Source organism: Mesorhizobium sp. M0701, assembly GCF_040320365.1.
Taxonomy (GTDB): Bacteria; Pseudomonadota; Alphaproteobacteria; order Rhizobiales; family Rhizobiaceae; genus Mesorhizobium.
In genome coordinates, this window is sequence record NZ_JAMYPO010000011.1 from 1 (window position 1) to 13805 (window position 13805).

12 protein-coding genes are annotated in these 13805 nt (G+C 64.9%); 10 read left to right on the forward strand and 2 right to left on the reverse strand.

Features of this window, described 5'->3' with window-relative positions:
* The first annotated feature begins 162 nt into the window (after positions 1–162).
* Positions 163–1452 (forward strand): MFS transporter, encoded by a 1290-nt coding sequence (locus NKI24_RS13320; RefSeq protein ID WP_352745854.1) that lies wholly within the window; start codon positions 163–165, stop codon positions 1450–1452.
* Between the two features lie 26 nt (positions 1453–1478).
* Here the strand turns inward: NKI24_RS13320 and NKI24_RS13325 are convergent, their stop codons facing one another.
* Positions 1479–2336: a mechanosensitive ion channel family protein gene (locus NKI24_RS13325; protein WP_352745856.1), complete on the reverse strand. Its 858-nt coding sequence runs from the start codon at positions 2334–2336 to the stop codon at positions 1479–1481.
* Between the two features lie 239 nt (positions 2337–2575).
* On the opposite strand from NKI24_RS13325, the gene rsfS reads away from it, so the two are divergent.
* From rsfS to NKI24_RS13365, 8 genes are all read left to right on the forward strand, one after another.
* A complete protein-coding gene (gene rsfS / locus NKI24_RS13330) occupies positions 2576–2953 on the forward strand; it encodes a ribosome silencing factor (protein ID WP_023678068.1) in 378 nt (125 codons plus the stop codon).
* A 61-nt stretch (positions 2954–3014) separates the two neighbouring features.
* Positions 3015–3497 (forward strand): 23S rRNA (pseudouridine(1915)-N(3))-methyltransferase RlmH, encoded by a 483-nt coding sequence (rlmH, locus tag NKI24_RS13335; RefSeq protein ID WP_023678067.1) that lies wholly within the window; start codon positions 3015–3017, stop codon positions 3495–3497.
* A gap of 151 nt (positions 3498–3648) precedes the next feature.
* Positions 3649–4992, forward strand: coding sequence for a murein hydrolase activator EnvC family protein (locus NKI24_RS13340; RefSeq protein ID WP_352745859.1), 1344 nt, complete (start codon positions 3649–3651; stop codon positions 4990–4992).
* On the forward strand, positions 4993–6318 hold the full coding sequence (locus tag NKI24_RS13345) for a S41 family peptidase (protein WP_023678065.1): 1326 nt from the start codon (positions 4993–4995) through the stop codon (positions 6316–6318). It begins immediately after the preceding gene.
* Positions 6319–6521: 203 nt separating this feature from the next.
* Complete coding sequence (locus NKI24_RS13350; protein WP_352683310.1) at positions 6522–7718, forward strand: divergent polysaccharide deacetylase family protein; 1197 nt, start codon at positions 6522–6524, stop codon at positions 7716–7718.
* Between the two features lies 1 nt (position 7719).
* Entirely contained in the window at positions 7720–8241 is a 522-nt protein-coding gene (locus NKI24_RS13355) for an RNA pyrophosphohydrolase (RefSeq protein ID WP_352683312.1), read from the forward strand.
* Positions 8242–8270: 29 nt separating this feature from the next.
* The gene (alr, locus tag NKI24_RS13360) at positions 8271–9422 is read left to right on the forward strand and encodes an alanine racemase (protein WP_352745861.1); all 1152 of its coding nucleotides are present in this window, start codon (positions 8271–8273) and stop codon (positions 9420–9422) included.
* Between the two features lie 138 nt (positions 9423–9560).
* Positions 9561–10817 carry a D-amino acid dehydrogenase gene (locus tag NKI24_RS13365; protein ID WP_502901456.1) on the forward strand — a complete coding sequence of 419 codons (1257 nt, stop codon included), beginning with the start codon at positions 9561–9563 and terminating at the stop codon, positions 10815–10817.
* 37 nt (positions 10818–10854) lie between these two features.
* Here NKI24_RS13365 and NKI24_RS13370 read toward each other — a convergent pair whose 3' ends face one another.
* Positions 10855–11736, reverse strand: a complete 882-nt coding sequence (locus NKI24_RS13370) for a LysR family transcriptional regulator (protein ID WP_023678060.1) — start codon at positions 11734–11736, stop codon at positions 10855–10857.
* Positions 11737–12114: 378 nt separating this feature from the next.
* On the opposite strand from NKI24_RS13370, the gene NKI24_RS13375 reads away from it, so the two are divergent.
* A complete protein-coding gene (locus NKI24_RS13375) occupies positions 12115–13611 on the forward strand; it encodes a CoA-acylating methylmalonate-semialdehyde dehydrogenase (protein ID WP_352745862.1) in 1497 nt (498 codons plus the stop codon).
* Positions 13612–13805 lie beyond the last annotated feature (194 nt).

The window sequence follows — 13805 nt, forward strand, 5'->3', positions numbered from 1 at the left end:
GTCGCTCCTTCGCTCAACTGCCTCTCCAAAGAATCCTTTCTCAGCCTAAACTCAACCCCAAAATCGCCATATGCGATTCCCCTGCACAAGAAGGGGAGAAGGCAAGTCCGGTGATGTCGCTTTTGCCGCTGCCTTGACCTGCTTGATGGGCGATCCTCGGTCATGACGATTCTCGAGCGCGACCAGGACAAGAACGGTCTAGGGCAGCCGGCGCCGTCGATCGCCATTGCCAGCATCCTGTTGTCGATGGCGCTGATCGCCGTCGGCAATGGGCTGATGTTCGCCTACATCCCAGTCCGGCTCGGCGCCGAGGGCTTCGATCCGACATGGGCGGGGCTGATCGTCACCGGCCTTTCGGCTGGCGGCCTCGCCGGCTGCATCCTGACCGGGCCGCTGGTGCGGCGTGTCGGCCATGCCCGCGTATTCATGGTGCTGTCGGCGCTGATCGTGCTGTCCAACGCCGCGGTCGGCGCCGGGCCGCACCCATTGCCATGGATCGCTGCACGGGCGCTCTACGGCTTTGCCATATGCGGCCTGTTCATTGTCGCGCAGAGCTGGCTGAACGATGTCGTCGCCAACGCCATCCGCGGCCGGGTCATGGCTATCTTCTACGTTGCCTATGTCGCCGGGCTCGGCGTCGGTTATTCGACGCTGGCGTTGATCGATATCCGCGCGGCCGATGCGCCGCTGATCGGCATCGCCTTCACCGCGCTGTCGATCCTTCCCGTCGGGCTGACGCGGCTTGCGCAGCCGCCGGCGCCGCAAGCGGCGTCCGTGGCGCTCGGCCGCGCCTGGCGGATCTCCCCGGTCGGCGTTGCCGGCATGCTTGCCGTCGGCGGCCTGTCGATGACGATCTCGGGTTTTGCGCCGATCCATGCCACGACCAAGGGCTACAGCCAGGCCGACGTCGCCTTGCTGCTTTCGGCAATGCCGGCCGGCACGCTGATCCTGCAGATTCCGCTCGGCTGGATTTCCGACCGCACCGACCGGCGCTTTGTGCTGATCGCGGCGTCGGCGCTTGCCGCCGCGGCGGGCCTGTTTGCCCTCGGTTTCGACGGCGGCGCGCTGGCGGCGCTGCTTGTCATCTATGTGGTCTGGGACGGCGCCTCGGAATCGATCTACTCGCTGGCCAGCGCCCATGCCGGCGACCGCGCCGGCAAGGACGACATGGTGGCGCTGTCGAGCTCGCTTTTGTTTGCCTGGTCGCTGTCCGGCTTCGTCGTACCCGGCATTGTGACCGGGCTTTCCGCCGTCTACGGCACGCAGGCCTTCATCTATGTGGCAATCGTCATTGCCACCGCCTACTGCCTGTTCGTTCTCTGGCGCGTCGTCATGGTGCGGCCGGTGCCCGCCACCGAGACCGGCAGTTTCGCGCCAATGACGGCGCAGGCGCCGTTGCCTGTCGATCTCGCCTTCGCGCCTGAAGATCAGCGCCGGCGCGAAGGACTTTGAACACCCTCCAGCTGGTTTCAAATCCTCTATTGCCGCGTGGCTGAGGCATCCGGCTGAGGCGCTTTCGGTGCCGGCGCCGGGACCGAAAGGCCTTCGGCATCGAATGCCTGCTTGACGCTCTTGGTGAGGTCGATCTGGGCGGCGAAAAAATCGGCAGCCGCCGTCCAGTAGCGCAAGGTGATGGCGACGGTGCTGTCGCCGACAGTCGCGACAAAGGCGATCGGCGCCGGCTGCCGCCTGACGCGCCGGTCGGCGGCGGCGACACCGAGCATGGTCTTCTGCGCAAAATCGATGTCGTTCCAGGAGCCGATGCTGAGCGTGATGTCGCCGCGGCGCACACCGTTGCGGGTGAAGTTGCGGACCGGCTGGTTCCACAGGGTCGAGTTGGGTGCAAGCACGTAGACGCCTTCGACCGTCCTCAGCGTTGTGGCAAACAGCCCGATCTCCTCGACGGTGCCGGATATCGCGCCGACTTCGACATATTCGCCGATGCGGAACGGCCGCAGCGCCAGGAGCATGATGCCGGCGGCAATGTTCTGCAGCGTGCCTTGCAGCGCCAGGCCGATGGCCAGGCCGGCGGCACCGATAGCGGCAATGATCGAAGCCGTCTGCACGCCGAACTGGCCGAGAACCATGATCACGACCAGTCCCAGGATGGCGTAGCGGACGACCTGCGAGAAGAAATGGCGGAGCGTTTCGTCGAAGCCGCTGATATGGCCGAGGCCGGCATAGATCGAACGCTCGGCGAGGCCGGCGACGATGTAGCCGATGACCAGCAGGATGACGGCGCCGACCGCCGAAAGCGAGTAGGAGACGATCAGCGTGCTGAGTTGCGCCAGGCCGGATTGCACGGTGAGGAGGGCGTTCTGGGGATCGATCGGCATGTCGGGATTCCGGTTCGTGGATGAGCCGATAACCGCTGCGGGGCGAGGCGGTTCCGATTTTCTGGCCCGAAAAGCCGGATATTCGGCCGCTGCCGGGTGCCTGCTTGCGAGCGGTGTCTTGAAACTGCAACCTAACTCTGCCTATCTAAGCAGTGTCACCTGATTTCAGAGGTGATTTGGTTGTTCTTGCTGCGAAAGGAAATACACTGAGAACAGCACTGCGGAAGAAGGCCGACATCGTGCCTTCGCCGGCCGGGATCAGCGTAAACGACGCCGTGTCCCGCGCCATCAAGACAGTCCTTGCCAGTCTGGAAGACTCCAAGGCCGAAAACATCGTCTCAATCGACATTCAGGGGAAATCGAGCCTCGGCGACTACATGGTCGTCGCGTCTGGCCGATCGCACCGTCATGTCTCGGCTGTTGCCGATCATCTCCTTAAGGCGCTCAAGGATGCCGGGCTCGGCACTGCGCGCGTCGAGGGGCTGGCTGGCGCCGACTGGGTCCTGATCGATTCGGGCGACATCATCGTCCATGTCTTCCGTCCCGAGGTCCGCGACTTCTACAATCTCGAAAAGATGTGGCAGGCGCCCGATCTCGAGGAGGAGACCCTCCACTGAGCCGTATTCGTCTTGATGCATGTCGTTGTCCGACATGCATCAGCGGCTCTTCGAGGCAGGGATGAAGATTACGGTTCATGCCGTGGGCCGAATGAAAGCCGGCCCCGAGAAGCAGTTGGCCGACCGCTATTTCGAGCGTTTTGCCAGGAGCGGTCCTGCCGTAGGCCTCGAATTCGCCGGGATCGTCGAGATTGCCGAAGGTCGCGCGCAGACGGCCAATGAGCGCCGGCGCGAGGAAGGCCAGAAGCTGCAGACGCACTTGCAACCGGGCACGGCGCTGATGCTGCTGGATGAGCGCGGCAAGAACCTTTCCTCCGAGGATTTCGCCGGCCGCATAGGTTCGCTGCGCGATGGCGGGCGCAAGGCGCTGGTGATCGCCATTGGCGGCGCCGACGGCCATGACCAGTCACTGCGCGACCTGGCTGATCTGACGGTGTCGCTCGGCGCGCTGACCTGGCCGCATCAGCTGGTCCGCGTGATGCTGGGCGAGCAGCTTTACCGGGCGGCCACGATCCTTTCCGGTCACCCCTACCATCGTTCATGAAGTCGGCTCCGTCGGCGAATTGATGCCAGCCGCCCGGATTTTTGCCCCAATGCTCATCGACAGTTTGGCCTCATGGGGTTTGTCGATGACGGCCGGGGCTCGAACATGGTTGATGGTTCGTTAACGAAGCCGCGCATAGAGTTGGGCTTCAATGTCTGAAGACTGGAAATCACGAACGGGCTCCTGGCGCGTGCGCTACGGCATCGCCGTGGCGACGATCGCGCTTTCGCTCGGCGTCGCGCGGGCCGAGAACACGCTCGACGTGGCGCCCGACCCGGACCAGAGCCGCGCCGAATACGAAAAAGTATCGAAAGAGATCACGCTGTCGTCCGAGCGGCTGGCCAAGCTCGCCGCCGACATAGCGGCTGTCAAGAAGGACCACGCCTCGATCACCGCGGCGCTGATCCAGTCGGCGATGACCGAGCAGAAGCTCGGCCAGGACATCGAGGACATTGGCGGCAAGCTGGAAGGGCTGAAGGCGCAGGAGCAGAAGATCCGCGCCTCACTGGCCGCCAGACGCGACGTTCTGGCCGAAGTGCTCGGCGCGCTGCAGCGCATGGGGCTCAATCCGCCGCCGGCGATCCTGGTCAAGCCGGAGGACGCATTGTCGTCGGTGCGCAGCGCCATCCTGCTCGGTGCCGTGGTGCCGGAACTGCGCCAGCAGACCGACATGTTGCTGGCCGACCTCAAGGAGCAGTCGCGGGTGACGGCCTCGATCGAGGCCGAGCGGGCGCGGCTGACGGCAGCTGTCGGCGAGCAGGCGGCGGAAAAAAAGCGGCTCGGCATGCTGCTCGAAGCCAAGCAGAAGCTCGCCGCCGATACGCAAACCGCGCTGGCCGCCGAAAAGCAGCGGTCCGCGACGTTGGCGGCAAAGGCCGGCAGCCTGAAAGAACTGATCGCCTCGCTCGAGGCCGACAGAGCCCGCAAGGCGGCGGATGCGGCCAAGGCAGCCGAGCAAAAGACGGCCGACGCCGACAAGGGCCCGGCATCGGCTGCGGCGCCGACGGAATTGGCCTCGCTGCCGGTGCCGGAGAGCAACAGGCTCACCGCTGCCGCGCCGTTTTCCGCGCTTCAAGGGCAGATCGCGCTGCCGGTCACCGGCAGGATCAAGCGGCGCTTCGGGGCCAACGACGGTAACGGCGCGGTGATGCTCGGTGACATGGTTGCGACACAATCGGGAGCCATCGTCACAGCGCCGGCGGATGGAAATGTGCTTTATGCGGGGCCTTTCCGCTCTTACGGTCAACTCTTGATCCTGAATGCGGGTGACGGCTATCATGTCGTCCTGGCGGGGATGAGCAGAATCAGCGTCGCGTCTGGCCAGTCGGTGCTCGCAGGTGAGCCGGTCGGCGCGATGGGAGAGGCCCGGGTGGCGAGCACCTCGGCATCGAAGAATGGAAATGCCACGCCGGAGCTCTATGTCGAGTTCCGCAAGGATGGAAAACCCGTCGATCCGGCCCCATGGTGGGCGGACCGTTTTTCTGGAAGGACGTGAATGATGCGGAAACTGTCGCTTCTGTTTGCCGGTGCGCTGATGGGTGCATCGGCGATGAGCCTGGTCTATGGCGCGCCCGGCTCGACAGCGAAGGCTGCGGGCTCCGAGACCTATAAGCAACTGGCGATCTTCGGCGATATCTTCGAACGGGTACGGGCGAATTATGTGACGCCGCCCGACGACAAGTCGCTGGTTGAAAATGCCATCAACGGCATGCTGTCGTCGCTCGACCCACACTCCTCCTACATGAATGCCGAAGAAGCGCAGGACATGCGCGTGCAGACCAAGGGCGAATTCGGCGGCCTCGGCATCGAGGTCACCATGGAGAACGACCTGGTCAAGGTGATCACGCCGATCGACGATACGCCGGCCGCCAAGGCAGGCGTGCTCGCCGGCGACTATATCGCCAAGATCGACGGCGAGGAGGTCCGCGGCCTGACGCTCAACGACGCTGTCGAGAAGATGCGCGGGCTGGTCAATACGCCGATCAAGCTCACCATCCTGCGCCAGGGCGCCGACAAGCCGATCGAACTGACCGTCGTGCGCGATATCATCAAGGTCAAGGCCGTCAAGTTCCGGGTCGAAAACGACATCGGCTACATGAAGATCACCTCCTTTACCGAAAAAACCTATGACGACCTCGAGAATGCCATCGACACCATCAAGAAGCAGGTGCCGAACGACAAGCTCAAGGGCTACGTGCTCGACCTGCGCCTCAATCCGGGCGGTTTGCTCGACCAGGCGGTGAGCGTGTCGGATGCCTTCCTCGACCGTGGCGAGATCGTCTCGACGCGCGGCCGCGACCCGAAGGACGTCACCCGCTTCGACGCGCGGGCCGGCGACGACATCGGCGGCAAGCCGCTGATCGTGCTCGTCAATGGCGGCTCGGCCAGTGCCTCGGAAATCGTCGCCGGCGCGCTGCAGGATCTGCGCCGCGCCACGGTGGTCGGCACGCAGTCCTTCGGTAAGGGTTCGGTGCAGACCATCATTCCGCTTGGCGAGAACGGGGCGCTGCGGCTGACGACGGCGCTCTATTACACGCCGTCCGGCAAGTCGATCCAGGGCAAGGGCATCACGCCCGACATCAAGGTCGACCAGCCGCTGCCGGCCGAACTGCAGGGCAGGGACCTGACGCGCGGCGAATCGGACCTCAAGGGCCATATCAAGGGCGCCGACGAAAGCACGACCGGTTCGGGTTCGGCAGCCTATGTGCCGCCGGAACCGAAGGACGATTTGCAGCTCATCTATGCCGAGCAGCTGCTGCGCGGCCAGAAGACCGATCCGGCGTTCCCGCCGAATCCGCAAAAGGCCGTGTTGAACCAGTAAGGGCAGGCAAGCCGGGCCAAACAGGTCTGGCTGCCTGAGCGAAGCGATGCGATGCTGCCGGGGCCGCGAGGCTCCGGCAGTTTGATTCGGGGGCCGCGGCCGGCATGCTGCGCGTCCAGTGAAGCAAGGGGACGCGCCGACATTTTGGATTTTGCGCCTCCGGAGAAGGTTTCACTTCGGGGATGCGCGCCGGGGATGCGGGCTTGGCTGATATCGGCAAGGACATAGAACGACCTCTCGGACAGGCGATCCGGCTGCCGCGCTCAGGCAGCGGGATCAGCGCCGGTACGGTCGCGGCCGCGCTTGTCGTGCTGTCCATGGTCGGCGTCTCCAGCGCCATCGCCTTGCGAGACAAGCCGTTCCGGAAGCTGCAAGAAGCAGCCGTTTCGACGCCGAAGACGCCGGCGGCGGATACCGTCGCCGCGCCCGCCAAGGCGACGCCCGAAATGGCTGCGCCAAGCAACGCAAGTGGGGCCAACATAGGCGGGCCGAAGACGGGCGGTCCGCAGATCATCCATGTCCAGACCGAGGGGGGCGACGCTCCACCCGAGGCGGCCATAGTCATTCGCGACCCTTCGACGATCGGCCAGAACCTCAGGGTCGCGCATATTCCCGACAAGGCGCTGGTCGAGGCCAGCGAAACCGGTCCGTTGCCGATCCGCGCCGCCGACGGCAGGCGCCCGTTCGATGTCTATGCGCGGCCGTGGTCCGGGGCTCGCGGTGCACGCGTCGCGCTCGTCATCGGCGGGCTTGCCGTGTCGCAGACCGGCACGCAGGCAGCCATAGCCAAGCTGCCGGCGGAAGTGACGCTGGCCTTCGCGCCGCAAGGCAACAGCATCGGCCGCTGGATGCAGGTGGCGCGGCAGAGCGGCCATGAGGTCATCATGCAGGTACCGCTTGAGCCGTTCGACTATCCGAACGTCAATCCCGGCCGTAACACGCTGACCGTGGCTGCAACGCCGGACGAGAATTTGAAGAATTTACGCTGGGCGCTGTCGCGAACGACCAACTACACCGGCGTCATGAACTATATGGGCGCCCGCTTTTCGGCCGACGCGACGGCGATGGGGCCGTTGATGGCCGAGCTTGGCAAGCGTGGTCTGGCCTATGTCGACGACGGTTCGTCGGCGCGCAGCCTGGCACCCGAACTGGCGCTGAAGGACGGCGTGCCGTTCGTCGGCGGCGATACGGCGATCGATGCGGTGCAGGACCGCGGCGCCATATTGAAGAAACTGGATGGGCTGGAAGCGACGGCACGGGCGAAAGGGTTTGCCGTCGGCATCGGCTCGGCTTTCGACCTGACGGTGGATACCGTGTCTTCCTGGGTGACCGAGGCCAAGAAGCGCGGCATCGAGATCGTGCCGGTTTCGGCGGTGGCCATAGATCCGGAAAAAGGCTGAGATGACAAAGAACAAGCTCGTTGAGCCCGAGACGCTGCCCTACCGGCCCTGCGTAGGGGTGATGGTCCTCAATGAGGCCGGCCTGGTCTGGGTCGGCCGTCGCATTGCCGAGCCGGACAGCGAATTCGCTGGAGCGACGCAGCTCTGGCAGATGCCGCAGGGCGGCATCGATGATGGCGAGGAGCCGCTGCCCGCGGCGGCGCGTGAACTTTACGAAGAGACCGGCATGCGCTCGGTGTCGCTGCTGGCCGAGGCGCCGCACTGGATCAAATACGACCTGCCGGCGCATCTGGTCGGCGTCGCCTTCAAGGGACGATATCGCGGCCAGACGCAGAAATGGTTTGCCTTCCGTTTCCACGGCGACGAAAGCGAGATCGCGATCAATCCGCCGCCGGGTGGCCACAAGGCCGAGTTCGACCGGTGGGCGTGGCGGCCGATGCTGGAATTGCCGGGCCTGATCGTGCCGTTCAAGCGCAAGGTCTACGAAGACGTGGTGGCGGCGTTCCGGCACCTGGTGGCGTAGCCGCCGGCCTTCCGTTAAAACAGGTCGGCATGAGCGACATCTCCAGCAAATCTCTTCCGCCGACCGTCACCCTGGGCGAACCGATCAGCGAAGCCGCGGCAGGGGCGATCCTGACCATCGATCTCGGCGCCGTCCGTGAGAACTACCGGCGGCTGAAGGCGCGGCTGGGCGGCGTCGGCTGTGCTGGAGTGGTCAAGGCCGACGGTTACGGGATTGGCGCGGCGCCGGTGGCGGCGGCGCTGATGGGTGAGGGCTGTAATACTTTCTTTGTTGCGCATTTGGCCGGCGGCATCTTGCTGCGTAAGGCGCTCGGCTCAGACCCGGCCATTTATGTGCTGAACGGCATTCCGCCGGGTGCGGAAAGGGAAGCGGTTGCGGCAGGGCTTTGCACCGTACTCAACAGCGTCAGCCAACTCGCGGCATGGCGCGAGATGGCCGGGCGGGTGGGCCGTAAGTTGCCGGCCGCCCTCCAGGTCGACAGCGGCATGTCGCGGCTCGGCATGACGCCATCCGAGGTGCAGGCAGTCGCGCAGGATCCGCAGGCTTTCGACGGTGTCCAACTGACGTTCGTGATGAGCCATCTCGCCTGCGCCGATGAACCCGAGCAGCCGGCCAACGAGCGGCAGCGGCTGGAATTCGAACGGCTGCGCCGGATGCTGCCGGAAGCGCCGGCTTCCTTTGCCAATTCATCAGGCATTTTTCTCGGGCAGCGCTATCACTACGACCTCGTTCGTCCGGGTGCCGCTCTCTATGGCGTCAATCCGACGCCGGCGAAGGACAATCCGATGCTGCCGGTGGTGCGATTGCAAGCCAAGGTCATCCAGACGCGGATATTGGAGGCCGGCGCCGGTGTCGGCTACGGTCACACTTTCCACACCAAGGCTCCGCTTGCCGCGGCGACGATTTCGCTCGGCTATGGCGATGGCTGGCATCGACTGGCCGCTTCCTCCGCCTGGCTCGAAAATGTGCGGCTGCCCTTCGTCGGCCGGGTTTCGATGGATTCGATCATCCTCGACATTTCCGCATTGCCGCCCGGCAGGCTGAAGGCCGGCGACCTCGTCGAACTCATCGGACCGTCGTCGCAGACGGTGGACCAGGTAGCCGGCCAAGCCGGCACCATCGGCTATGAGGTCTTGACCAGCCTCGGCCACCGTTTCCACCGGCGATATGTGAATGGCTAGGACGCAAGGTTGTTGTCCTCACGCATGTCTTTTCCCTAAGCATCGGCACTTGGCTGACGCCACAGAATCCGGCAGACATGAGGCGGCGATGATCCCGGTCTCGAATCCCGACGAGATGCCGCCGCGGAGAACCAAACGATGAAGATCTTCGTGCTGGGCGGCGGCGTGATCGGGGTCACCACCGCCTATTTTCTTGCCGAGGCCGGTCATCAGGTGACGGTGATCGATCGCCAGAAAGGCCCGGCGCTGGAAACCAGCTTTGCCAACGCCGGCGAGATCTCGCCCGGCTATGCCTCGCCCTGGGCCGGGCCCGGCGTTCCGCTGAAGGCCATCAAATGGCTTTTGATGAAGCACGGTCCACTGGTGGTGCGACCGGCCCTCGATCCGCATATGTGGATATGGCTGGTCAAGATGCTGCGCAATTGCACGGCTGAACGCTACGCGCTGAACAAGGCGCGCATGGTGCCGCTGGCCGAGTACAGCCGCGACACGCTGAAGGCGCTGCGCGAGGAGACCGGCATCGCCTATGACGAGCGCGCCAAGGGCACGCTGCAGCTCTTCCGAACGCAAAAGCAGCTCGACGGCGTCGGCGGCGATGTCGAGGTGCTGAAGGCCTATGGCGTCCCCTACGAGGTCCTCGACCCCGACGGCTGTATTGCGGCCGAGCCTGGGCTGGCCGGCGTGCGCGAAAAATTCGTCGGTGGCCTGCGGTTGCCCGGCGACGAAACCGGCGACTGCAAGATGTTCACCGACAGGCTTGCCGAGCTTTGCGCGGCACGCGGCGTCACCTTCGAATACGACACGGAGATACGGCGCGTCGTCAAGAAGCGCGATCGCATCACCAACGTCAGCACCAGCAAGGGCTGGATGGTCGCTGATGCCTATGTGATGGCGATGGGCAGCTATTCGGCACGGTTCATGCGCATGCTGAAGCGGCCCATCCCGGTCTACCCGGTCAAGGGCTATTCGATCACCCTGCCGATCAAGGACGCCGCCGCCGCACCGGTCTCGACCGTGATGGACGAGAGCTACAAAGTAGCGATCACCCGGCTCGGCGACCGTATCCGGGTCGGCGGCACGGCGGAGATTTCCGGCTTCGACCTGCGGCTGCACGAATCGCGGCGGCGCACGCTCGAACATTCGGTCGGCGACCTGTTTCCGGGCAGCGGCGACATGCGATCGGCGACCTTCTGGTGCGGGCTGCGGCCGATGACACCGGACGGGCCGCCGCTGATCGGCCGCACCGATTTCTCCAATCTCTATCTCAACACCGGCCATGGCACACTCGGCTGGACCATGGCCTGCGGCTCGGCCAAAGTTCTGGCCGACATCATCTCCAGCCGGGTGCCCGAGATCGACGTCGGCGATCTCGGGCCCGGACGATACGCCAAGTAAGACGCCCACCAGCTAAGACAGCCAGCGGCCGGCAGGCTCACGCGAACAAACCCCTGTCCCGTTCGACGGCCTTGGTAATGAAGCTCGCGACGACCTGGACGCGGCGCAGCGGCCTGACCGATTCATGATAGACCAGCCAGTAGGCGCGGCGTATGGGTGCGACGATATCGAGAGGCACCAGCTCCGGCATCGAGCGGGCAACGAAGGTGTGCAGGATGCCGATGCCGGCGCCGGAACGCACTGCTTCGGCCTGGCCGAGCGCGGAGGAAATAGCGAAGCTGGTGCGCCAGTCAGGGCTGAATTCGGCCGCGTAGTCGAGCGAGCGACTGACGATCAGGTCCGGCACGTAGCCGATCAGCGTATGCTGGCCTAGCTCGGCGGCGGTTCCGGGCAGTCCATGGGTGTCGGCGTAGGCCCGCGACGCGAACAGGCCGAGCGTGTAGTCGACCAGCTTTCCCGCCACCAGGCGGCCTTCCGTCGGCCGTTCGACGGTGATGGCAATGTCGGCCTCGCGCCGGGACAAAGAGAAGGAGCGTGGCACCGGCACCAGCTGGATGGTGAGCTCACGGTGCAGAGCGGTCAGCGCGCCGAGGCGCCTGGCCAGGAAGGCGACGCCAAAGCCGTCCGGCGCGCCGATGCGCACGGTGCCCGAGACGTCGTCGCCTTCGCCTGAAACGGTCGAGCGCGCGGCGATCATGTCGCCCTCCATGCGTTCGGCAATCTCGAGGAAACGCTCGCCCGCCGGCGTCAGCTCGCTGCCGGTGGTAAGCCGGCGAAACAGTTTTGTCCTGAGCGCATCCTCGAGGGCGGCAATGCGGCGCGAGACGGTCGCGTGATTAAGCTCCAGCCGCCTGGCGGCGCCGAGGATCTGGCCGGCCCGCGCTACGGCAAGGAAGATACGGGCATCATCCCAGTTCATGAGGGTGGTCCTGGCGATAACGATCAAAACCGCGTTCCTTCGTGCCCCCCTCTGTCCTGCCGGACATCTCCCCCTCAAGGGGGGAGATTGGCAGTTTCGCCGCAGGCGTCTTTCTTGCCGCGGTGAAGATTTCCGAAGGCGGGCGTGACAGCCAATCTCCCCCCTTGAGGGGGAGATGTCCGGCAGGACAGAGGGGGGCGGTGAAGGAACTCAATCTCAATCCTTGCTGCTGGGGACCTGCATTCTTCCTATTTGCGAGAATTGATGCTCTGCCGTCAATCGCTGTCTATTCTCCGCACAACGGTTGCGTTTTCGCTCGCGTTGCCATCGCTCCCGCAAAGGCGGACAATGCCTCATCACGAACCAGGGAGAGAGACCATGATCGAATACGGTCATTTCATCGGCGGCAAGCGCGTCGCCGGAACCAGCGGCCGCAAGCAGGACGTCATGCAGCCGATGGACGGCACGGTGCGCGGCACGGTGGCGCTGGCTTCGCAGGCGGAATTGCGCGCGGCGGTCGAAAACGCCAAGGCCGCACAGCCCGGCTGGGCGGCGATCAATCCGCAGCGACGCGTACGCGTCCTGATGCGGTTCCTCGAGCTGGTCGCCAAGGAGTATGACGCGCTGGCCGAGATATTGGCGCGCGAACACGGCAAGACCATCGCCGACGCCAAGGGCGACATCCAGCGCGGCCTCGAAGTGGTCGAGGTCTGCATCGGTGCGCCGCATATGATGAAGGGCGAGTTCACCGATGGCGCCGGCCCCGGCATCGACGTCTATTCGATGCGCCAGCCGCTCGGCGTCGTCGCCGGCATCACGCCGTTCAATTTTCCGGCGATGATCCCGTTGTGGAAGATCGCGCCGGCCATCGCCTGCGGCAATGCCTACATCCTCAAGCCGTCGGAGCGCGATCCGGGCGTGCCGATGCGGATTGCCGAACTGTTCATCGAGGCCGGTCTGCCGGCGGGCATCCTTAATGTCGTCAACGGCGACAAGGAAGTGGTCGACGCCATCCTCGACGATCCCGACATCAAGGCCATCGGTTTCGTAGGCTCGACACCGATCGCCCAGTACATCTATTCGCGCGGCTGCGCGGCCGGCAAGCGCGTGCAGTGCTTCGGCGGCGCCAAGAACCACATGATCATCATGCCCGATGCCGACATGGACCAGACCGTCGACGCGCTGATCGGCGCCGGCTACGGCTCGGCCGGCGAGCGCTGCATGGCGATCTCGGTCGCCGTCCCGGTCGGCAACGACACCGCCAACCGGCTGATGGAAAGACTGGTGCCGCGCGTCGAGAGCCTGAAGGTCGGTCCGTCGACGGATTCTTCCGCCGATTTCGGCCCGCTGGTGACGGCGCAGGCGCTGGAGCGGGTCAAGTCCTATGTCGACACCGGCGTCAAGGAAGGCGCCAAGCTGGTCGTCGACGGCCGCGGCTTTTCCATGCAGGGCTACGAGAACGGCTACTATATGGGCGGCTGCCTGTTCGACAATGTGACCGCCGACATGCGCATCTACAAGGAAGAGATCTTCGGGCCGGTGCTCTCGGTCGTTCGCGCACCGACCTACGAGAACGCAATCAAGCTCGCCAACGAGCACGAGATGGGCAATGGCGTCGCCATCTTCACCCGCGACGGCGACGCGGCGCGCGACTTCGCCTCGCGGGTTCAGGTCGGCATGGTCGGCATCAACGTGCCGATCCCGGTGCCGATCGCCTACTACACCTTTGGCGGCTGGAAGGCGTCCTCCTTCGGCGACCTCAACCAGCACGGGCCGGACGCGTTCCGCTTCTACACCAAGACCAAGACGGTAACGTCGCGCTGGCCGTCCGGCGTGAAGGATGGTGCCGAGTTCGTCATCCCGACGATGAATTAGCCGGACGGTTTTCTGTCTTGCGCGTCCTCGCCTTCGGCTTGGGGCGCGCGGGCCGGCGTGAAGGATGGCGCCGAGTTCGTCATCCCGACGATGAATTAGCCGGACGGTTTTCTGTCTGCGCGTCCTCGCCTTCGGCTTGGGCGCGCGGGCCGGCGTGAAGGATGGCGCCGAATTCGGCATTCCGACGATGAACT